Below are 20,103 nucleotides of genomic sequence, written 5' to 3'. Positions count from 1 at the left end.
TATGACTCAGAAAATTACTCCAATATCTTTTGTACCTCGTTTTATCGGGGCCTTTGGTCAATTTTTCAAATACCTTAGTGATGGCCAGTATGCAGCTCGTTGTCAGCTTGCTGGAAAAGGGGAAGCCTTTTCTTTTGAGGCTGAGCCTAAAGTCATTACAGAGACAGTAGAAGTGGTTCGTGAAATAGAAGCGCCACGCTTGGACTCAGTAAATGAAGATGGCGCGCACCAATTGCTGCAACTACTGCAAAAAGAAGCCCGCTTCATCGATTTTGTTCAAGAAAGCATAGCGGACTATGAAGATGCTGATGTGGGGGCTGCGGCCCGTCAAATACATGCAGGCTGTGCAAAAGTGATTAAGCAGCATTTTTCCATCGATGTTGTTAACTCAGCGCCTGAAAACAGTCGAGTGGAAGTACCTGTTGGTTATGATATTAAAGAAATCAAGCTGGAAGGTCGTGTTGAAGGTGAAGGGCCATTTGTTGGCTCTTTAATCCACCCAGGCTGGAAAGTAACAGAGACTCGTTTACCTAAAGTAGTTAACACTGACGGCCTTTCCATATTAGCGCCTGCCGAAATCGAGGTGTAAGTATGGGGAAGTATTTTATTGGTGTCGATCTTGGTACTACGCATTCAGCCGTCTATTATTCTGCATCCTTTGAAGGTGGTGAGCGCGCTCAAATTGATTTAAAGCAGTTGAAAATTCCACAACTTACTGCTGCGGGAAGAGTGGATGAGTTAAATCTATTGCCTTCCTTCGTCTACTTTCCCCATAAAACAGAGTTTTTAGAAAGTGACTTACAGCTCCCTTGGGGGAAAGTGACTTCGATTGTTGGGCAACTAGCACGGGAGCTAGGTGCTAAGTCATCTGGGCGTTTGGTGCAGAGTGCCAAAAGCTGGTTGTGCCACTCGCAAGTTAAAGCCCATGAGGCCGTGCTTCCTGTTGATGCATTAGAAGAAGTATCAAAAGTATCATCAGCAGAAGTGACGGAAACCTTGCTGTCGCACCTGATTAACGCTTGGAGCTATGCTTTTCCTGATGCACCAATAGCAGAACAGAATGTTGTTATTACTGTTCCCGCTTCTTTTGACCCAGCTGCCCGTACTGTTACAGAGCAAGCTGCCGAAAAAGTTGGCTTACGTGCGCGTCTTATTGAAGAGCCACTTGCTGCATTTTATTCATGGCTAGCGGATCAAGCATCATGGACTGACGAGCTTGCTGTAGGTGAGCATGTATTGGTAGTGGATGTAGGTGGTGGCACAACAGATTTATCTCTTGTTAAAGCCGTTGAAAACGAGGGTGTATTTGGCCTTGAACGTGTTGCGGTTGGTCGTCATATCTTACTAGGTGGCGACAACATGGACATGGCGTTGACCTATCATGTGGCTAGCCAGCTCGCACAAACTGGAACACAGTTAGAGCAGTGGCAAATAACAGGTTTAACCCAAGCTTGCCGAGAAGCGAAAGAGCGGCTTTTTGCTAACCCTGATTTAGCTGAAGTGAGTGTAGTTGTGCCGAGTCGTGGCCGTAGCTTATTCAATAAAAGCATTAAGGGGACTTTATCCCAAGCAGACCTTAAGGCGCTTCTAGTTGATGGTTTCTTTCCAAGTGTAGAGTCTGGTGAGCAAGCTCATAGAGCAACAAGATCGGGTTTTAGTAGTATTAACTTGGACTTTGAAGCCGACCCTGCAATAACTCGACATATCAGTGAGTTCCTTGCGACGCATGATGTTTCGCCCGATAAAGTTCTTTTAAACGGTGGGGTCTTTAATGCTTTACCATTACGCTCGGTACTAGAGTCTTCTATATCAAGATTACTTAATAACCCACAGTTGGTTATGTTAACGCCTTCACACTTGGACTTTGCTGTTGCCAAAGGTGCTGCCTATTACGCACAAATTAAAGAGCAAGGTGGGTTGAAAGTTAAAAGTGGGCTGGCTGCCAATTATTACATAGGTGTTGCTAGCCCTATGCCCGCTATTCCAGGTATGGCGCCACCCGTAGATGCTGTGTGTGTAGCGCCTTTTGGTTTAGAGGAAGGCTCTGATGAGCAAATGCTTCCTAATGAGTTTTCACTGGTCGTTGGTGAAAGCGTTTCTTTCCGATTCTTTCAATCTAACACCAATAAAATAGATTCTGTCGGTGCCGTTATTAGGTCTTTTTCGTTAGGTCAATTAACTGAACTAAATCCGTTATCCATCAGTTTAGATGCTGGTCACTATGCCTCCGCGGAGTTGGTTCGAGTCTACCTATCGGCTAGGGTTACTGAACTTGGTTTGCTCGTACTAGAAGCTCACGATACTCAGTCTGAGTTAAGCTGGGTAATTGAATTTCAAGTTAGGGAGACGAAGTAGATGTCAGCTAAGCCGGCGTACCGCGTTGGTATTGATTTAGGAACAACCAATTGTGTTGTTTCTTATGTGGCCATTGATGAGCCTATTGAAAACTCTGTACAGGGAGAAAGTAGTCTAGCTCCCACACTGCTTTCTATTCCACAAGTGATGGAGAATTGTTCTGTACAAGAGTTTACTTACCTTCCAAGTGCCATTTATTTGCTTGCCAAGGATGAAGTAGGGGATAGAACCCCAGTATTGCCGTGGCGAGAGCAGAACTCGGATATTATTGTTGGTGTGGGGGCATTAGCTTTAGGGCAGCGACGAGCCGGTCAGCTCGTGCAAAGTGCTAAAAGTTGGCTCAGTCATAATCAGGTAGATCGCCGTGCAGCTATTTTACCTTGGGGAAGCGACTTTCCTAAAAAGGTGAGCCCATTAAATGCAATTACTTACCTATTGAGTCATATTAAACAAAGCTGGAATAATTACTTCCCAGATCATGCTTTAGAAGATCAGGAGATTGCCTTGACTCTTCCGGCTTCTTTTAATGAAGAAGCTCGCTCTCTAACATTGGAAGCTGCTCAACAAGCTGAGCTAGGCTCTCCTTATCTACTAGAAGAACCTCAGGCTGCCTGTTACTACTATATTAGTGATGATCAAAAGCTGACTGCATTAGCAGATAAAAAAATGCTCTTGGTGGTTGATATCGGTGGTGGAACCAGTGATTTTAGTTTGGTGGCTATTCATTCTACAGCTAACTCTTCTACTACAAATACTTCAGTTTCTCCGATTGCACTTAAACGTGTCGCAGTAGGTGAGCACCTTTTATTAGGTGGAGACAACTTAGATCAGGCCCTTGCTTATCAGTTAGACCCTAGGAAAACCTCAGCGCTATCTGCTTCCCGTTTAGCCGCACTTGTTCAACAAACACGAAAAGCGAAAGAAGCTCTACTAAGCACTGATGCTCCAGAATCTTTAGATATTACTGTATTGGGAGGAGGGAGTAAGTTAATTGGTGGTTCTCAAAAATTTAATGTTTCACGAGAAACGTTAATTGAACAAGTTGCTTCAGGTTTTTTTCCACTGGTTGATGTAAATGAGCCTGTTCAAAAGCATCATTATGCGATGCATACCTTAGGTTTGCCTTATGAATCTGATCCTGCTTTCTCTCGTCATTTGGCAGCTTTTTTAAGTCAACATCAAGACCTGATAATAAGTGCCACGGGAACACCAATACCTGACGCTGTATTATTTAATGGTGGCTTATTTAATAGCTCTTTTTTAAAAAGCAAAATTGTAAACCAGCTGAATGCTTGGTCTAAAGCGCCTATTTATGACTGCACAGCGGACGAACCCAATGATGCGGTAGCAAAAGGCGCAGTGATTTATCTAAATTCATTAGCCGGTCAGAGTGTGCGTATCGAAAGTGGTGTGCCCCATAGCCTGTATCTACAGCTCGATGACGATAAATACATTGGTTTGTTGCCAAAAGGTACGTTGAAGGATGAAGCAATACGGCTGGAACGAGAGTTTACTTTAAAGCTTGGTCAGCAGGTTCAGTTTCCATTATATCGTTCAGATGATGCAATAGAGTGTATTGCTGGGGAAATAAAGCAGGGCGTTAAGTTTCACTACATATCAAACTTAACCTCTGAGCTCGATTCCAGTGAAGAGCTCAATGAAGTGCAGGTTAATCTTATTGCTAAAATGACAGAGGTAGGTGTTTTAGAAGTCTCTCTTCACTCCACTCAATCTAGTGAGTCTTGGTTATTGAGCTTCGCAACTCAAAAAGATGAAACGGATGTGTCTGCTGAACAGGAAACGGTAAGTGTATTACACACTAATATGGGGCAAGCAGAAGAGCTCCTTATGCGCTGTTTCTCAAATGTTGGTCAAAAAGCATTTCCTGATCTCATCAAGTCATTTAAACAAGAATTAGATGCCTTATTAGGTAATAGGGAAGAATGGAGCCTTGCTACTCTTCGGCGCTTAGCAGACAAACTGTTGTCTTTGAAGTCAGGGCGAACAAAGAGTGCTCAGCATGAGCGCCAGTGGCTTCAGTTACTAGGTTTCTGTTTGCGTCCAGGATATGGAGATAGTCATGACCCTGAACGTCTTCAGCAAGTGATTAATGTAACGCAAGCAGGTAATCAATTCGATACTGCGGCTGTGTGGGGGCAGTACTGGACATTATACCGACGTGTTGCTGGTGGATTAACGGTTGAGCAGCAAGCAAGGCTTTATAAGCAGTTTAGCCAGTACTATTCACCTGCAGGGCAACGCTCTCGTGAGAAGATGAAGTCTTTAGAAACCAAGTCCAGTGATGATCTAGTACGCTTGGTGGGTTCTTTGGAGGTCATGTCGCTTGATGACAAGTTAACTACTATCGAATGGCTACTAAAGAGGCTAAAGAAAAGCTCGGAATCGGAAACCTCTTGGTGGGCTGTTGGTCGAATTGCATCTCGCCACCTTCTTAACGCTGAGCGTGATCAACGTATACCAGAGGAAAGGCTCTACGATATTTTAGACTTTGCTCTAAAAGAAGATTGGAAAAAACGTAAGCAAGCGGGCTTTGCTGCAGTACTTATCTCTCAAATGAGTGACGGTGAGTCAGATAAGTTAAAGAGCTATCGTCTCAAGGTGGCAAAGAAACTAAAGAAAGACAAATGCCCGAACCAATGGTTGTCTCGTTTACAAAGTGAAGTAGAGATAAATAAAGAGGAGCTGAACTCTTTATTAGGTGAAAGCCTTCCTATGGGCTTAAGTATTTAGCGTATTATTTATTGTTGATGAATAGGGCATTCTTGTTAGCTTGCCCCTTAATGAAGTAAGCAGGAGTAAGGTCAAAAAAGACCTCGAGAAAGGAATTTATGAATACAGATTTTTCCATACTGTCGGCAATGTTGTTGTTTTTGTTTGTCATAGACCCATTTGGCAACATACCTATTTTACTGGCAGCAATGAAGGGAGTGGCTTCTCGAAGACAGTCTCAAATTGTAATCCGCGATGGCTTGATTGGTTTGGTCATATTGGTGGCCTTTTTGTTTTTCGGTGCTGAATTCTTAGCGCTTTTGCATCTAGAAACTGAATCCATCTCTATTGCTGGTGGTGTGGTTTTATTTGTGATTGCCTTGAAGATGATATTTCCTTCACCTGTATCTGCAAATACAGCTCCAGCAGTTGAACCTTTTATCGTCCCTGTGTCGATTCCTATGTTGGCAGGACCCTCAACATTGGCGACATTGCTAGTAATGGTAAAAAGTTACCCTGATGAGCAACAAGGTCTATTAATAGCCATTTCAGCTGCTTGGGGAATTTCAGTGGTTATTCTTGCTATGGCGCCTTTGTTAAATAAAATATTGAAAGAGAAAGGCTTGGCTGCTTTAGAGCGCTTGATGGGGATGTTGCTCTTAATGATGTCGGTGCAAATGTTGGTGAATGGTGTACGAAGCTTATTTACCCATACACTTTCTGCTATCTAAGCTTTTCATATTAGCACCTTACCTAAATGGCTAAGGTGCTTTTCATAATTAAAGTTCTAATCTTCTATTGCTGGTATGTCACTTGGCGATATGAGTTCTTGCTCAACCGCAGTTTGTAGCAATTGAATAATTAATTCATCAGGTGGAAGAAGGTGTAATGGGGTAGTTTGCCCTTGCTCTAACATAGCATCATCAAGATTGACGCCTCTTTCTTCAAACCAGCTGTGTATGCTATGCACTTCAAAACTTGGCTCTAGGCCTTTACTGTCATAGGTCGCTTCAATCAGGGTATTGAGAAGTTCTGGCTCGAGCCCATATATAACATCGGTATCAAATTCACTTGTCCATTCTGCTAGAATATCACTGGCTTCGAAACCAAATTCATAAAGTTGTTGTTCATCGAGATCAAGAGAGTTTGCCTCTATCGTATGCTCTTCTAGCCATTCATCGTCAGGAATAACCAGAACTTCTTTTACTTGGGCTTCTACGGTTGACCAAGTATAAAGCAGTGGGAAGGCGGGCTCGTCAGAAGAGTTGGCGACAGCCGTCATGAATATAGGTAAACTTGCCATAATGTAGAACCAATGTTTGATTGTTAAGGAAAAGTAAATGACCAGCCGAATCAAGATCAGCAGTGCATTTGATGGCGGTAATATCTCCGTGATAAATGCTTCGGAGCCGGACAATATTAGAGTAAAAATCCCTAATGATACAAACTCTAAATTCCTTCAGTGGTTTTATTTTCGCTTACAAGGCGGAATGGGGGAAGAGTGTGTTATCTATTTTGAGAATGCTGCAGACGCCGCTTACCCTGATGGCTGGAAAGATTATCAAGCAGTAGCCTCTTACGATAGAGAGTACTGGTTTCGAGTGCCAACAGAGTACCGTGACGGAAAACTGGTAGTAAGCCACCAGCCAGAACATGACAGCGTATATTATGCTTACTTTGCCCCTTACAGCTATGAGCGCCATCAAGATATGGTAGCGTGGGCAGCAAACCACGAAGATTGCATTACCGACCATTTAGGAGAGACAGCGGAAGGCCGAGACCTTACATTACTTGAAGTCAGTAAGACCCAAGGTCTAGCCAAAAATATTTGGATTATTGCTCGACAACACCCCGGTGAGACTATGGCCGAGTGGTTTGTAGAAGGGTTGCTAGAGCGCTTGTTTGATGAGTCTCATCCAATAGCGAGAGCCTTATTAGAGCAATGTCGTTTCTATGTGGTGCCTAATATGAACCCAGATGGTGCTGTGCATGGTAATTTACGGGTTAACTCAAAGGGTGTAAACCTTAATCGTGAGTGGAAAAATCCAAATAAGGAATTCAGTCCAGAAGTCTTAGCTGTGCAGAATAAAATGGCAGAAACCGGTGTTGACCTCTTCTTAGATATTCATGGTGATGAAGCTCTTCCTGTGAATTTTGTAGATGGTTGTGAAGGTATTCCTTCTTTTGACGACCGTATGGCATCAATGGAAGCACTTTTTAAAGATGTATTGGTTTCGGTAAGCCCAGATTTCCAAACTGAAATAGGTTATACGCCAGATCAATTTGGTGAAGCGAATTTGTCTGTTGCAACAAAATGGGTTGGTGAAACCTATAAGTGCTTGTCTTTTACCTTAGAAATGCCTTTTAAAGATAATCAGAACTTACCAGATGAAGTTGTTGGTTGGTCTCCAGAAAGAGCAAAAATTCTAGGGGCGGATGTGCTTTACCCTATCTATCAAGTCATGCAGAGTTCCCATATGAAAGTGGATGGAGAATAAAGTTGACTGACCCTATGAAGTCTCAAGATTCTTTAGTTGTATTAAAAGAAGCCATGCAGAGCTTTGCGAAAGAAAGGGATTGGGATCAGTTTCATTCCCCTAAAAACTTATCCATGGCATTAGCTGGTGAAGCCGCAGAGCTGTTAGATTGCTTTCGCTGGTTAACAGAAGCAGAATCTAGCAAGTTAGACGCTAATCAATTTCAGGCGGTAGAGGAAGAATTGGCAGATGTTCTGTTGTTTACCGTTCGCTTAGCGGATAAGTTAAACATTGATTTGTTGTCCGCCGCACAAGCAAAGATTGCAAAAAATGGGATGAACTACCCAGTTGAGAAGGTTAAAGGTAGCTCTAAAAAGTATACTGAGTATAAGTAGTTGAGCGCGCTCAAAAAATTAAAAATAATATTGAAGTAGGATTAAAGTATGCCTAAGGCAAGTGAAATTAAAAAAAATGTCGCCGTTAGTTTTGATGGTAAAACCTATATCGTCAAAGATATTGAACGCTCTGTACCGCAAGGCCGTGCTGGTGGAAGTATTTACCGTTTTCGCATGTATGATGTAGTGACTGGCCGTAAATTAGATGAGTCGTTTAAAGATTCTGAAATGCTTGATTTGGCCGACTTAATTCGACGCCCAGCGACATTCTCTTATATTGATGGGGAAGAGCATGTTTTCATGGACACTGAAGATTACACACCATACAACTTGAACACAGCGTCAATCGAAGACGAAGTCTTGTTTTTAAATGAAGAAACGGCAGGTTTACAGGTGGTGCTAGTTGATGACTCTCCGGTCGCTATTGAATTGCCAACTGTTGTGGAATTGGAAGTTGTTGAAACAGACCCTTCTATTAAAGGGGCTTCTGCTACTTCTCGAACTAAACCGGCAACCCTGTCTACTGGTGCGATAGTTCAAGTTCCTGAGCATATTTCCACTGGCGATCGTATTAAGGTAAATGTTGAAGAGCGTAAGTTTACGGGCCGCGCTTAATTTAACCTTATTTATCTACAAAAAAACGCAGTGACTTATCAAAACGCAGTGACTTATCAATAAGTGCTGCGTTTTTTTATTTCTTAGAGAAAGACTATTCTGAGTCTTTCTTCTTAGTCTCTGGATGGTTGTTTGCTTCTGTTAATCCCGCTTCGCGTTGAACCGCTGCCAGCACCCCACGAAGGATACCAAGTTCTTGTTTTTCAGGGCGTGAGCGATTAAAGAACCTATGTAACTTATCTAAAACCTTTCCGGGGTGGTTTTTCACAATAAAGTTGATGCCATATAAGGTTTCTTCTAAGTGTTCGTAAAAAAGGTCCATGTCTTTTTTACGTGGATATTCAGCAGCGTCTTGTTTAGAAAAGTCTTTATTTTGGTTGGCCATCCAGATTTCATAGGCAACAATTTGAACTGCTTGAGAAATGTTTAGAACAGGATATTCATCATTGGCATCGATATAAACTTGACGATGACATTGCGCAATTTCTTCATTAAGTAGCCCGGTTGTCTCTCTACCAAATACAATGGCAACATTATGTGAGTTAGCTTCAGGAATCACACTCTCGGCACATTCACGAGCATTCATAATAGGAAGCTGAAAGGTTCTGTGGCGAGCGCTGGTACCTATAACCAAGCTACAGTCTGCTATCGCTTCTTCGAAAGTCGGCACAATGGTTGCGTTTTCTAGTAAGTCGACGGCACCCGCTGCACGGCTGGTTGCTTCTTCTGATGGGTAGTCGTTTGGGTCCACTAAGTACAGATTAGTAAGCCCCATATTCTTCATTGCGCGTGCTATGGCGCCAATATTTCCAGGGTGAAAGGTGTTGATCAAAACAATTCGTATATTACTTAGCATGGACTCAAATGTACTCTGAATAATTAGTCTGTGGTTTATAGTTTGCAGTTATGGTTTAAGTGCTAGTGATTGCTCAGTACTAGCGAAATCAACATTCTCTAAAATCACCTTGTTAGCATAATTAAAAAGAAAGCGATTGCAGGCCTGATGATACAGAGATCCCGTTTCTAACACCAATCGATATTGGCCTCTGGGTATGTAGTTTGCTGCATAAGATTGTCTGGCATGTAGGTAAATAGAAAAAGGGGCTTTGCCATCGTAAGACTCGAAAGTTAATAAACTATGCTGAGGTAGTTGATTTAAGATTCTTAATCTACTTTTCCCGTTGGCCTCGCCAATACTTTCACCATGATCAGGAACAACTCCCGGGTACCCCATACAGCCTGTTGATAGAGCGTTCTCGATACTGCCAAAACCAATGTCTTTTGCCTCCACCCAGCCATTCATTCCTTGATGACGAATAGTCAACCAGTCACCCTGCATTTTAATGCTCTGTAAGTTTGTTTGCTCAGGCAGTTGGCGTATCACTGTGCTTGTTCTGTCTGGCTCTGCGTATAAATTGGTGGCGTGAAGGGTATGATTAATAGCGCTTCTAAATTGAGGGTATAAGCCACTGACGTAATCGGTTTCTTTGTTATTAGCGGTATCTGTTTGTGAGGATGATTGCCAATGTAATGTGCCGTAGATACCAGCAGCAAAGCAAGCAATGTAGGTGCAAGCTCTAAAAGCGGCTTTCGCAGCATCTAAACGAATAGGGTGGCTAATAGCTTCATCTTGTTGAGCCTCTATGTCTTCGTCATCATCAACAAAGCTCTGGTAAGGAGGGATGTCGCCTTTGAAATAGCTTTCATCATGGCTATATTGACGATTTTTTTCAGCAAACTCTTTTGAAGATTTCAGAGCCTCTTCATAGAGTGCCTTCATCCGTCTTTCGTTTAGAGTGTTACGAGCAGCATTAATTGCATCATGTTTAGCCTTTTCTTGAACGGCATTATTACGCTTCATTTCTTCATAGGCGCGTTGTCTTTCTTTTATAAAGGCTTCTTGTTCTTTGTCTGTGTTTCTTGTTGTGCGTTGTGTTTTTCTTTGTCTTGCGTAGGCGCCAGCTTCGTTAAAACTAAAGGGCTTCCAGTCATTGGTTTTAGAACCTTGGCGAATTGCACTAACAACACTTTCATAAGCGGACTGTAGGCGCTGGAAGATTTCAGTAGTATCTGTGTCTGGGTTTTTATCTGGGTGATATTGTCTTGCTAACCGCCTGAATGCTGCTTTTGCTTCTTTCTCTGTGGCAGTGGTAGGGATATCCAGAAGTTCATAGTCATCGATAAGACTCATAGTGGTTTATAAACCCAGCATACAGCATTGAATAAGACGATATTATGCATCAAATAATTACTCGGACAAAGGCTGATTTTGTTCTTCTATTAATGTTAGGTAGGCGTTTGGTGACATCGGACGATATAGGAAATAACCTTGTCCTATTTTACAGTTCCATTTTTTCAGGAGGTTGAGTTCATCTTCTGACTCTATGCCTTCTGCAACATTAGTGATATTCAGCTGTTTGCTAAAATTAATGATGTTTTGACAAAGTATCTGGCTTTGTTTGTCATGACTTAAGTTTTTTACAAAAGATTGATCGATCTTCAGCTCATCGGCATCTAGGGAAATGATATTTTGCATAGAGCTGAAGCCAACACCAAAATCGTCTATGGAAAGCTTAAAGCCAATGTCGTGTAGTTTAGAAATATTGTTTTGAACCATTGGACTATTTTCGAAACTGCTTGTTTCTGTAACTTCTATTGTAAATTGCGATGCAGAGAGGTTGTATTGCTTAATCAAGCTTTCTATTTGAGTTGCAAAGTTTTCTTGTAATAAATCTAATGCAGAAATATTAAGAGACAAGTTTTGAGTGGTTAACTGAGGGGACTCTGAAACCCAAGTAAAAACTTTCTCAAAAATCATTTTTGTAAGGAGGTGAATTAATCCAGTTTGTTCGGCAAGTGGTATAAAGCTGGAGGGAGGTATCTTACCCAACAGCTCACTTTTCCAGCGTATTAATACTTCAGCACCACAAATTTTATTCTCCTCTAAGTCTACTTGTGGCTGTACTTCAAAATGGAGCTTGTTGTTTTTTATATCGTCCGTTAAATAAGTAATGAGACTTATGTGGTAAATATGGCTGCTTTTGATCTCTTCATCATACGATGTCCAGTTACTGTCTGGGGAATCATCAGAGTTATTTGCGATTAAAGCGTTCTGGTACAGTGCGTCTAAAGTGTCGGCTTGAGATGGGTAAAGTGCACTGCCAATTTTGTATTCATGGCAAAATAGAGAGTTATCTATATCGTTGTATTTATTTATTATTTCTTCAATCTGTAAAACTTGCCTGTCTAGCTCATGAGGTTTTGTACTTAAAACACCAATAATGGTAGGGCTCATTCTGATGATGTACTTAGTGTCCCCATTGAGTGTTTTCATAGGGAAAACACCGTCCATTTTCCGTACTTTTCCATGAACTAAATTAATCATGTTTGATAAGGTTGAGTCTGCTTTAACAGGTCCAAAAGCCTTACTAAAGCTCATATGGCTGGTGATATTAATAACGATTAAAGCAAGTTGAGGGTGAAAAGCTTGTACCTTTTTGATTTCTATTGGTAATTCGTCAAAAAAGTATGAACGATTAGGAAGGTCAGTTGCTTTATCTGTTAAGTTAGCCGCCTTTCTTTCCTTTTCGAAATAATTGGATTTGTCGGCAACAGCAAAGGACAATCCAAGCAGTTGAATTAAACAGCTAATTGGCAAAATACTTTCAGTGACAATGTTTACAGGGAGAAGCTTCCAGTAAATCATAGTGTTTAATATGCAACCCACCATTAGAGATACCCAAGAAAATAGGTAGAACCTAGCCACTAAGAAACCTTTCAGATAAGCCGATATACCCCAAGATGTGCAGGTTATTAAAATAAATACCTCTAGTAGTGCGAAGGCGAGGGCATGGTATTTGACTATAATTGTTTGGCTCAAAATCAAAAAGACAATAAAAATGATGTCGCCATATTTATTAAATACTGAGTTTGGTGCGGGTGTTTTAGTTTCTTTTAAAAAGTTAATGCTAAATCGATATATGACCCATGTGCCAACGCCAAAAACAGTAAATAGGTTCCTCATAATCCATTGACTCACGTCTTCGGGGAATATCCATCGATTAAAGCCAGTGATGATAGCTAGCGCTATAAATAGGATAGCGTTTAGAGAAAGGTAGTATAGGAACCCTGGTTGCTTTAATAAGACATAGACGAATAAGTTGTGGGTAAAGAGCATTAGTAGGCTGCTAATAATAAAAGCCCAGAAGAACACTTTTTGTTTTTTCTGTTTTTCAGCTTCTTGTGCATCAAATATCTTAAAGGGGGTTAGTAAAGGGCTATTGCCTGCCTTGCGTACTAAAAGCGTGGTGTTTTCGTTGAGTGATAAGGTGATAGGTATCCATATGCCGCTGTAAGTTCCGCTTTCTTTAGTCCAATTTTGTAAGGCTCCACGGGACCAATGCTGATGGAGTTGATCCCCGTGATATAAGTAAAAATCTAACTCTTCAATGACGTAGTAACTTAGGTTAAGTTGCCAGCTACGCTTCCCTTCAAGTATTTCAGGCTTAGGAAGTGAAATTTTATGCCAAAAAATTTCATTAGAAAAATCCTGCGACTCTTCATATAAATCAGTTTGAAAGTCTGAAGATGCTAAAACCTCATTTGCGGTTGTGTCTTTATTGGATATTAGGGTTGGTAAGTTTTCTAAAGGTATAGTTCTAGATAATACAGAGGTAGACAGGAGGGTTACAGCAATACAGATTGTAATGAAAATAAGCCTTTTCATGATCTTCCTATGTCTGATTTGTAATCCTTATTAAAAACTATAGTGAAAATTATCTGATATATCCATAATAGCGTGTCAAAAATCAACTATTTGTAGTGAAATGTATTGATGGATATTTGTCCCCGAGCGATAACAGGCTCTTGTGGCTTTTTCTAATCTATATATTCAGATCAATATAAGTGGCAGTAATTTTGGTATTTCTAAAGTCCCTCACCAAAGATGCTGTCTAAATGTTATTATTTTCCCTATATATAGAGTGCGCTCTTTATTAGGTGATGTTGTAATTTTATATACGAGTTAACGGTTTTATGGCTAATGAACTAACACACTTAGACCACCTTGGGCATGCTCACATGGTGGATGTATCGGATAAAGGTGTCACTAAACGTAGTGCTACGGCAAGAGCTGTTTTGTCGATGAAAGAATCTACTCTCACCAAAGTGATAGAAGGCGGCTTACCTAAAGGAGATGTGCTTGCAACAGCCCGTATTGCTGGCATTCAAGCAGCGAAAAAGACATCAGACTTAATTCCTCTGTGTCACCCTTTAATGTTAACCAAGGTGACGGTAGATATTTCTGTTATCTCGAAAAATGAATTAGAAGTGCTTTGCACATGCTCACTCTCAGGCAAGACGGGTGTGGAAATGGAAGCTTTGACAGGGGCAAGTATTACCGCTCTTACTCTTTACGATATGTGTAAAGCAGTCGATAAAGGCATCGTTATTAATAATGTCTCTTTATTGGAAAAGACTGGCGGTAAAAGCGGTGACTGGAGTAGTAAAAATGCAGAATGTTAATGTTGTGTTTTTTGCTTCACTAAAAGAGCGCATGGGTATTGCATCCTATGAAGCTCAGTTAAACCTCCCCGTAACAGTTGAAGAGTTGAAGCATAAGCTTTCAAAAGAGCTCAATAATGGGGGATCTTTGTTAGAGTCGGGTATTCAGTCTTCTATAGATTTCGAATTCTCACGTGATACTGATGTGATTCCTGAAAATGTAAAGGAAGTGGCTTTCTTTCCTCCTGTGACGGGTGGCTAAATGATACGAGTTCAGCAAGAAGATTTTAATGTTCAGTCATTATATGAGTGCCTAGTTGAAGAGAATAAAACAGGTGCCGTTGTCATGTTTGTTGGTTTGGTCAGGCAATTTGCGGATCTTCCCAAAGAGCAATGTTCTTTTGAGCTTGAACATTATCCGGGAATGACAGAGCAAAACTTGAGCTCTATTGTTACTGAGGCAAAAGGGCGTTGGGAATTGCTTAATGTTACCGTGGTACACCGAGTCGGCACGTTATCTGTGGATGACCAGATCGTTTTTGTGGGAGTGAGTTCTGCCCATAGGGCGGAAGCCTTTCAAGCATGCGATTTTATAATGGATTATCTTAAGAGCCGCGCAGCGTTTTGGAAGAAAGAAAATCAGGGAAGCGACTCCAAATGGGTGTCTGCCAACATACGGGATGAAGAGAGTTTAGAGCGTTGGTAGAAATAGGGTTTTACTAAACTTAATGTGGGCGTAAGTTTTTCTTACGGCCACTGGCGTGACGTTCCCTATACTCGGTATCTATGTATTTGTCTGTCGTGGCCATGCTGGCATGTCCTGCATCTTCTCTAACATGCTCTTTCGGTCTAGTTTTTACATCCTCCGAAATGCCAGTATGTCTTAACCAGTGAACTGTTGCTACTCGCAAGTCTTCAGCGTCGTTCTTCATGCCATCTTCACACATGCGAACGTAGGCTTTGTCGAAGCAACTTTGAACAATATTACGTACTTGTCTTGAGCTGGTCATGGCACCTTGGCCGCGATTTTTAGGAATGAGAGGAGTGCTTTCGGCAATGGTTGGCAAGTCGGCTAGGTCTCTAAAGCGGCGGTAACGAATGAGTGCTTGCAGCATGTCATCAGATACTGTCACCAGCCTTTCTTTGTTGCCTTTAGAAAGAACCTTAAACCACCAATGCCCATCGGCGTCTTTTATAAAATCACCCATAATCGGAGCCGACCTTTCATCGGCTACTAATTCTGAAATACGCAGGTACATTCCCAAAAGAGCATTCATTATAAAGAGGGTGCGCTCATGCATCACCGGGTCTTCTTCAGCTAGCATCTCTGCTGTCTCAATAACGTAATCCCATTGCAGGTTGGATATTCGTCTAACTTGCTTTCTAGAGACTTCTTTTTTGATGAATTTACTTTTTTGCCGTATTAATGCGACAGGATTTTGCTCCACCGCATCTTCTTGCATGAGGAAACCGTAATAGGAGGATAAGATAGAGAAGGTCGCTCGTATGGCAGCTTGCGAAAAAGAGTGCTGCTTTGCTTTAGGTGTATTGCCGTTTTTAAATTCGAGTTTACTGATATGAGCGACAAAAGGGCGCCATTCATTGTTTGGCTTTCTTAAACCTTGCTGCAATTTAAAGCGGGCAACATTTTTTGTGCCAATCCATGTTTCAGGTGGTGTTGCGCAAAAATGAATAAATTCCTCTATTTGCTCGCGCCTAAGTTGTGTGCTCGGGCAATTAGCCATGTTCCAAGACCATAAAAGCAATCGCTCAACTTCTCGTCGATAAGAATTAAAGGTGGCTTGGGAGCCGTTATAGCTATAAATAAAGCAAAGAGCCAGCTGCAGATCTTGCTGATATTCTGTTTTATCCAGCTGTGGAATATGTGGCCTTAATTGATCGACAATTAGCTGAAACCTTGTAAATGGGTTAGGCAGGTTGTCTAGATTATCAATTAAGGCGAGAGGCATCATAGTTTAGTTAACTGTGTGTATTTATGCTGGAAGCATAATAGTTGCTTCACCTGTGACAACGACTTTTCCGTCACATTCGCACGTGGTTTTTAACGTTGCACGACAGCGGCGTTCATTGATGTCTGTTACGGTAACCTTGGTAACCACTTCCTGACCAACAAATACTGGAGCTCGGAATTTCAAGCTTTGCTCTAGGTAGATACAGCCGGGGCCAGGTAATTGGGTGCCTATTGCGGCAGAGATAAAACCAGCAGTCAGCATGCCATGGGCAATAGGTTTGCCGAATGAGGTGGTTGCTGCATATTCTTCATCCAAATGAACTGGGTTCGTATCACCAGTGACGTCAGCAAATGCTTGAACGTCAGCTTGAGTAACGGTTTTACGGTATTCTACGCTTTGGTCTACTGAAAGTTGCTCTAGTGTATATCCGGAAGTCATTGTCTTTCCTTAAAAAGTGAATTCTCGCTATGTTACACTTTCGGCGCAATATTCTTAAGAGGTATCTATGGTTAAGTTAGTGATTTTTGATTGGGACGGTACCTTATTCGATTCTATCGATAAGATTTGTCAAAGCATGCTGCATGCGGGTGAGCTATCTAATGCACCAAAGCGAGAAAAAGACGATATAAAAAATATTATAGGGCTTTCATTGGATAAGGCGGTTTCCACAGTATGGCCTGAGCTTTCCAATGAAGCGCAAGAAGAAATTATCGAACATTATAAAAAATTGTATGTTGCGAGAGATCAAGTGCCTCCAGAAGCTTACGCTAATGTTATAACAACGCTAGACAGCCTGAAATCGAAAGGCATCATTATGGCGGTTGCTACAGGCAAAACCAGAAGAGGGTTAGAAAGGGTGTTGGATCTTACTGACACTCGAAATTACTTTCAATCATCAAGATGTGCGGACGAAACTTTATCCAAGCCAGACCCTCTTATGCTGAATGAGTTGTTGTCAGAATTGGCTATTTCACCAGAAGATGTGGTTATGGTGGGCGACACAGAATACGATTTAAATATGGCACATAACGCAGGTATTAGGAGTGTAGGAGTGACTTATGGCGCCCATGAGTCTTACCGTTTAGAGGCTTGTCGCCCTTATGCTTTAATAAATAACTTTGATGAACTGATAGATGTTTTGGAGTTAAAGGAATGAGTTGGACTGAAGAGGAAGAGAAAAAACAAACTGAAGTGACGGAAGGTGAAGCGCAGGAAAAAGAGCCTGTTAAAAAAGACCTAGTAGACCCAAACTCTGCCATATGGGGGCTTCTAGAAAAAACGCTAAACGAAAATTTAGTTGAAAAACGTCGTGCAAGACGTTGGAAGATATTTTTTCGTTCAATTTCCTTTGCAATTGTTTTGAGTTTGTTGGGGAGCTGGTTATATAAAAGTAACTTTGATGAAGTGGCTTTACCTCAAGATGTTGTCGCTATGCTTCCTATGCGTGGTGTGATTGGTGCTGAAGCGGATATTGAATCTTACGAATTTGTAGGAATTTTAAATAATGCTTACCAAAACTCAAGATTGCAGGGGGTTGTTATTGAGATGAATAGCCCAGGTGGTAGCCCTGTTCACTCGGGAATTATTTATGATGCCATCATGGATAAAAGGCAGGAGTATCCAGATATTCCTGTGATTGTGGTGGTGGAAGATATGGCGGCCTCGGGTGGTTATTATATTGCATCTGCCGCAACTGAAATATATGCAGACAAAGCCAGCTTAGTCGGGTCCATCGGGGTTATTTCATCGGGTTTTGATGCGAGTAACTTGCTAGAGAAAATTGGTGTTGAGCGTCGTACTTTTACAGCAGGCAGAAATAAAGCATTTTTGGATCCGTTTTCCCCTATGACGGAAGAAGCGCAAGAGAAGTGGCAGTCTGTTCTTGATGAAACGCATAAGCAGTTTATTAGTGCAGTTAAAGAAGGTCGTGGTGATCGTTTGATTATCAATGAGGATGTTTTTTCTGGCATGGTGTTTACTGGAACACAGGCGATTGAGATTGGTTTGGTTGACGGCCTATCTAGTGTGAGTCGTATTTTAGAAAAGCGTTTTCCCGATGCTGAGCCTGTATTTTATAAGTCAAAGAAACAAAACCTAGAAGATTTTGTAAAGGAATTGGGGGTTGAGATGGTGCACTCAGTTTTTAATAAGATTTCTTTGAATTAAGCTATTAGCATATGTTTTATCAAAAGCCCCAACGAGGGGCTTTTTTTGTGCCTTGAGTTTTTTTCATGTTTTATGTCTTTGTTACATTGAGCTGCATCTTCAACCTTTAAAATAAATAGTGTAATATTTTTATCTAATTTATCTTTTGTTTTCATTGGAGGTGTTCTGTGGCTAGAAAGGCAAATATCACATCAGAAGAAATACATATGGCTTGCTGGGAGTTGATGGAGTTGAACCAATATCCAAATATTCCAAGATTAGCGGAATATTTTTCGAACAAGGATGGAAGAAAGTGCTCAAACACCACTTTTATGAAAGCTATCTCTGAATGGGAGGACTTATATCGGGAACACCAAGAGAATCAGTTTGCGTCATTGTCAGAAGTCTTAGCTCCAACTTTTAAAAGCTTTAATCGAAAGCTAATGGAACAACTTGGACAGCTTTTAGATGAAAAAACAGTAGATGCTGAGTCTAAGCAGAAATTAAAAGTAGATGCCGTAGAAGGAGGGTATCTATCACTCTCCCAAGCTTTATCTAGCTTACAGGAGAAATTTGAAACTCTTTCAAAATCTTATGCTAAAAGTCAGATAGAGTTATCAGAGTTGAAAGCTAAACTTTCTTATAGTGAAGAAAGGCGTCAAGATTTAAAAAATCAAAATCAGGTCCTCTTCCATCAGCTCAAAAAAGAGAAGGAAGAGAATAATTTACTTGCGGCAAATTTATCTCAGAAAGAGGTTGATTTAGCAAAATTAGATAACGAGTTGGCTTCTTTAAAAGCGGATAACAGACGTACTTTTGAATTAGAACAAAAACAAGCGACTCTTCAAAAAGAAGACAGCGATGCTAAGTGGCAAAATCTCAATGATAGATTAGATTCGATGACGGCAACTTTATTGAGTTTTCAGAACAAAGATAGAGAGATTGATGAATAGGCGCTATAATGCGCCATTAAAATTTTCACTAAGAAGAAATAATGAGTACGAGACAATCCGCCATTCGAGATTTATCCAGCATAAAAGACTTTATCCGTTGGACCTTCACTCGTTTTCAAAAGGCTGACCTTTTTTATGGTCATGGCACAGATAACCCGTGGGATGAAGCTGTTCAATTGGTTATGGGAAGCTTAAGCTTGCCGCTCGATTTCGATCGAGACATGCTGGAATGCTCTCTTACAGTGAATGAAAAGAAACATATTATAAAACTGGTTGATACGCGCATTAAAAAGCGTGAACCGCTACCTTACTTGTTAGGTAAAGCGTGGTTTATGGGGTTACCTTTTAAAGTAACAAAAGACACCTTGATTCCACGCTCTCCGATTATTGCTTTACTTGAGGCAGAATTTTCTCCTTGGCTATCCCATTACCCACTTAACATACTAGATATGTGTACTGGTTCTGGCTGTTTAGGTATTGCTGCCGCTTTGGTGTTTGATGACGCTAATGTGGATTTAACCGACATCAGTGAGAGCGCCCTTGAAGTGGCTAATGAAAATATTATTACCCATCAGGTGGAAGATAGGGTGCAAGCCATTCACTCAGATATGTTTAAAGGGTTAGATGGTAAACAATATGACCTAATTATCTGCAACCCTCCTTATGTGGATGCAGATGACTTTAATAGTGCGCCAGCAGAATTCCATAGAGAGCCTGAGCTAGCATTAACATCCGGTGAAGATGGTCTTACTTTCACACATGAATTTTTATCTCAAGTTGCCCATTACTTACACGATGACGGTATTCTCGTGTATGAAGTAGGTAACACAGAAATCGCATTGCAAGCTGCCTATCCAGATACACCTTTTATGTGGGTTGAATTGGAGAATGGCGGAAATGGCGTTTTCGTATTAAATAAAGAACAACTTGTCGAACTTTTACAAGAGCAGAATTAGCC

General features: G+C 41.2%; 20 protein-coding genes. 14 read left to right on the top strand and 6 right to left on the bottom strand.

The features are described 5' to 3' along the window. Window position 1: 1 nt before the first annotated feature. The 4 genes from OFY17_RS08010 (at window position 2) to OFY17_RS07995 (ending at window position 5,816) form a co-directional block, all read left to right on the top strand. The gene (locus OFY17_RS08010; protein WP_263530208.1) at window positions 2–589 is read left to right on the top strand and encodes a DUF2760 domain-containing protein; all 588 of its coding nucleotides are present in this window, start codon (window positions 2–4) and stop codon (window positions 587–589) included. Between the two features lie 2 nt (window positions 590–591). Beyond that, entirely contained in the window at window positions 592–2,355 is a 1,764-nt protein-coding gene (locus OFY17_RS08005; protein WP_263530207.1) for an Hsp70 family protein, read from the top strand. Further along, window positions 2,356–5,106, top strand: a complete 2,751-nt coding sequence (locus OFY17_RS08000; RefSeq protein ID WP_263530206.1) for a hsp70 family protein — start codon at window positions 2,356–2,358, stop codon at window positions 5,104–5,106. A gap of 98 nt (window positions 5,107–5,204) precedes the next feature. After that, window positions 5,205–5,816: a MarC family protein gene (locus tag OFY17_RS07995; RefSeq protein ID WP_263530205.1), complete on the top strand. Its 612-nt coding sequence runs from the start codon at window positions 5,205–5,207 to the stop codon at window positions 5,814–5,816. 56 nt (window positions 5,817–5,872) lie between these two features. On the opposite strand, the gene OFY17_RS07990 is transcribed toward OFY17_RS07995, so the two are convergent. Next, entirely contained in the window at window positions 5,873–6,388 is a 516-nt protein-coding gene (locus tag OFY17_RS07990; protein ID WP_263530204.1) for a hypothetical protein, read from the bottom strand. A gap of 37 nt (window positions 6,389–6,425) precedes the next feature. Between OFY17_RS07990 and OFY17_RS07985 the strand changes: the two genes are divergently transcribed. Genes OFY17_RS07985 through efpL form a run of 3 tightly spaced genes read left to right on the top strand, consistent with a single transcriptional unit; the run spans window position 6,426 to window position 8,572 of the window. Further along, complete coding sequence (locus OFY17_RS07985; RefSeq protein ID WP_263530203.1) at window positions 6,426–7,583, top strand: M14 family metallopeptidase; 1,158 nt, start codon at window positions 6,426–6,428, stop codon at window positions 7,581–7,583. A gap of 2 nt (window positions 7,584–7,585) precedes the next feature. Further along, window positions 7,586–7,957 (top strand): nucleotide pyrophosphohydrolase, encoded by a 372-nt coding sequence (locus OFY17_RS07980; protein ID WP_318013663.1) that lies wholly within the window; start codon window positions 7,586–7,588, stop codon window positions 7,955–7,957. Between the two features lie 48 nt (window positions 7,958–8,005). Continuing rightward, window positions 8,006–8,572, top strand: a complete 567-nt coding sequence (gene efpL, locus OFY17_RS07975; protein ID WP_263530202.1) for an elongation factor P-like protein EfpL — start codon at window positions 8,006–8,008, stop codon at window positions 8,570–8,572. Between the two features lie 94 nt (window positions 8,573–8,666). Here the strand turns inward: efpL and trmJ are convergent, their stop codons facing one another. From trmJ to OFY17_RS07960, 3 genes are read right to left on the bottom strand one after another with little or no spacing between them, the layout of a single operon-like run. Then, window positions 8,667–9,428, bottom strand: a complete 762-nt coding sequence (trmJ, locus tag OFY17_RS07970; protein ID WP_263530201.1) for a tRNA (cytosine(32)/uridine(32)-2'-O)-methyltransferase TrmJ — start codon at window positions 9,426–9,428, stop codon at window positions 8,667–8,669. A 48-nt stretch (window positions 9,429–9,476) separates the two neighbouring features. Beyond that, window positions 9,477–10,763, bottom strand: coding sequence for a DnaJ domain-containing protein (locus OFY17_RS07965; RefSeq protein ID WP_263530200.1), 1,287 nt, complete (start codon window positions 10,761–10,763; stop codon window positions 9,477–9,479). A 57-nt stretch (window positions 10,764–10,820) separates the two neighbouring features. Continuing rightward, complete coding sequence (locus tag OFY17_RS07960) at window positions 10,821–13,298, bottom strand: EAL domain-containing protein (RefSeq protein WP_263530199.1); 2,478 nt, start codon at window positions 13,296–13,298, stop codon at window positions 10,821–10,823. 308 nt (window positions 13,299–13,606) lie between these two features. Between OFY17_RS07960 and moaC the strand changes: the two genes are divergently transcribed. Genes moaC through OFY17_RS07945 form a run of 3 tightly spaced genes read left to right on the top strand, consistent with a single transcriptional unit; the run spans window position 13,607 to window position 14,780 of the window. Further along, window positions 13,607–14,095, top strand: coding sequence for a cyclic pyranopterin monophosphate synthase MoaC (moaC, locus tag OFY17_RS07955; RefSeq protein WP_263530198.1), 489 nt, complete (start codon window positions 13,607–13,609; stop codon window positions 14,093–14,095). After that, window positions 14,082–14,336 (top strand): MoaD/ThiS family protein, encoded by a 255-nt coding sequence (locus OFY17_RS07950; RefSeq protein ID WP_263530197.1) that lies wholly within the window; start codon window positions 14,082–14,084, stop codon window positions 14,334–14,336. Before moaC ends, OFY17_RS07950 begins: the two co-directional genes overlap by 14 nt. After that, complete coding sequence (locus OFY17_RS07945; protein WP_263530196.1) at window positions 14,337–14,780, top strand: molybdenum cofactor biosynthesis protein MoaE; 444 nt, start codon at window positions 14,337–14,339, stop codon at window positions 14,778–14,780. 19 nt (window positions 14,781–14,799) lie between these two features. On the opposite strand, the gene OFY17_RS07940 is transcribed toward OFY17_RS07945, so the two are convergent. Together OFY17_RS07940 and OFY17_RS07935 are read right to left on the bottom strand one after the other, a co-directional pair. Then, the gene (locus OFY17_RS07940; protein WP_263530195.1) at window positions 14,800–16,047 is read right to left on the bottom strand and encodes a tyrosine-type recombinase/integrase; all 1,248 of its coding nucleotides are present in this window, start codon (window positions 16,045–16,047) and stop codon (window positions 14,800–14,802) included. Between the two features lie 21 nt (window positions 16,048–16,068). Then, window positions 16,069–16,485 (bottom strand): MaoC family dehydratase, encoded by a 417-nt coding sequence (locus tag OFY17_RS07935; RefSeq protein WP_263530194.1) that lies wholly within the window; start codon window positions 16,483–16,485, stop codon window positions 16,069–16,071. Window positions 16,486–16,552: 67 nt separating this feature from the next. On the opposite strand from OFY17_RS07935, the gene OFY17_RS07930 reads away from it, so the two are divergent. The 4 genes from OFY17_RS07930 to prmB all read left to right on the top strand — a co-directional run bounded on the left by OFY17_RS07930 (window position 16,553) and on the right by prmB (window position 20,101). After that, window positions 16,553–17,203, top strand: a complete 651-nt coding sequence (locus tag OFY17_RS07930; protein ID WP_263530193.1) for an HAD-IA family hydrolase — start codon at window positions 16,553–16,555, stop codon at window positions 17,201–17,203. Continuing rightward, complete coding sequence (gene sppA / locus OFY17_RS07925; protein ID WP_263530192.1) at window positions 17,200–18,213, top strand: signal peptide peptidase SppA; 1,014 nt, start codon at window positions 17,200–17,202, stop codon at window positions 18,211–18,213. The genes OFY17_RS07930 and sppA overlap by 4 nt, the downstream gene beginning before the upstream one ends. A gap of 167 nt (window positions 18,214–18,380) precedes the next feature. Further along, the gene (locus tag OFY17_RS07920; protein ID WP_263530191.1) at window positions 18,381–19,145 is read left to right on the top strand and encodes a hypothetical protein; all 765 of its coding nucleotides are present in this window, start codon (window positions 18,381–18,383) and stop codon (window positions 19,143–19,145) included. Window positions 19,146–19,186: 41 nt separating this feature from the next. Further along, window positions 19,187–20,101: a 50S ribosomal protein L3 N(5)-glutamine methyltransferase gene (prmB, locus tag OFY17_RS07915; protein ID WP_263530190.1), complete on the top strand. Its 915-nt coding sequence runs from the start codon at window positions 19,187–19,189 to the stop codon at window positions 20,099–20,101. Window positions 20,102–20,103 lie beyond the last annotated feature (2 nt).

Source organism: Marinomonas sargassi, from assembly GCF_025716875.1.
Taxonomy (GTDB): Bacteria; Pseudomonadota; Gammaproteobacteria; order Pseudomonadales; family Marinomonadaceae; genus Marinomonas; species Marinomonas sargassi.
The sequence above is the reverse complement of the archived record's forward strand: the minus strand, read 5'-3'. Positions and strand labels throughout refer to the sequence as shown.

Bases quoted from the DNA above. Each gene is read 5' to 3' on its own strand.
- OFY17_RS08005 (WP_263530207.1), top strand. From the start codon at position 592: ATGGGGAAGTATTTTATTGGTGTCGATCTTGGTACTACGCATTCAGCC.
- OFY17_RS07990 (WP_263530204.1), bottom strand. From the start codon at position 6,388: ATGGCAAGTTTACCTATATTCATGACGGCTGTCGCCAACTCTTCTGAC.
- OFY17_RS07960 (WP_263530199.1), bottom strand. From the start codon at position 13,298: ATGAAAAGGCTTATTTTCATTACAATCTGTATTGCTGTAACCCTCCTG.
- moaC (WP_263530198.1), top strand. From the start codon at position 13,607: ATGGCTAATGAACTAACACACTTAGACCACCTTGGGCATGCTCACATG.
- OFY17_RS07985 (WP_263530203.1), top strand. From the start codon at position 6,426: ATGACCAGCCGAATCAAGATCAGCAGTGCATTTGATGGCGGTAATATC.
- OFY17_RS07950 (WP_263530197.1), top strand. From the start codon at position 14,082: ATGCAGAATGTTAATGTTGTGTTTTTTGCTTCACTAAAAGAGCGCATG.
- OFY17_RS07995 (WP_263530205.1), top strand. From the start codon at position 5,205: ATGAATACAGATTTTTCCATACTGTCGGCAATGTTGTTGTTTTTGTTT.
- OFY17_RS08000 (WP_263530206.1), top strand. From the start codon at position 2,356: ATGTCAGCTAAGCCGGCGTACCGCGTTGGTATTGATTTAGGAACAACC.
- sppA (WP_263530192.1), top strand. From the start codon at position 17,200: ATGAGTTGGACTGAAGAGGAAGAGAAAAAACAAACTGAAGTGACGGAA.
- OFY17_RS07935 (WP_263530194.1), bottom strand. From the start codon at position 16,485: ATGACTTCCGGATATACACTAGAGCAACTTTCAGTAGACCAAAGCGTA.
- OFY17_RS08010 (WP_263530208.1), top strand. From the start codon at position 2: ATGACTCAGAAAATTACTCCAATATCTTTTGTACCTCGTTTTATCGGG.
- OFY17_RS07930 (WP_263530193.1), top strand. From the start codon at position 16,553: ATGGTTAAGTTAGTGATTTTTGATTGGGACGGTACCTTATTCGATTCT.
- efpL (WP_263530202.1), top strand. From the start codon at position 8,006: ATGCCTAAGGCAAGTGAAATTAAAAAAAATGTCGCCGTTAGTTTTGAT.
- trmJ (WP_263530201.1), bottom strand. From the start codon at position 9,428: ATGCTAAGTAATATACGAATTGTTTTGATCAACACCTTTCACCCTGGA.
- OFY17_RS07965 (WP_263530200.1), bottom strand. From the start codon at position 10,763: ATGAGTCTTATCGATGACTATGAACTTCTGGATATCCCTACCACTGCC.
- OFY17_RS07945 (WP_263530196.1), top strand. From the start codon at position 14,337: ATGATACGAGTTCAGCAAGAAGATTTTAATGTTCAGTCATTATATGAG.
- prmB (WP_263530190.1), top strand. From the start codon at position 19,187: ATGAGTACGAGACAATCCGCCATTCGAGATTTATCCAGCATAAAAGAC.
- OFY17_RS07940 (WP_263530195.1), bottom strand. From the start codon at position 16,047: ATGATGCCTCTCGCCTTAATTGATAATCTAGACAACCTGCCTAACCCA.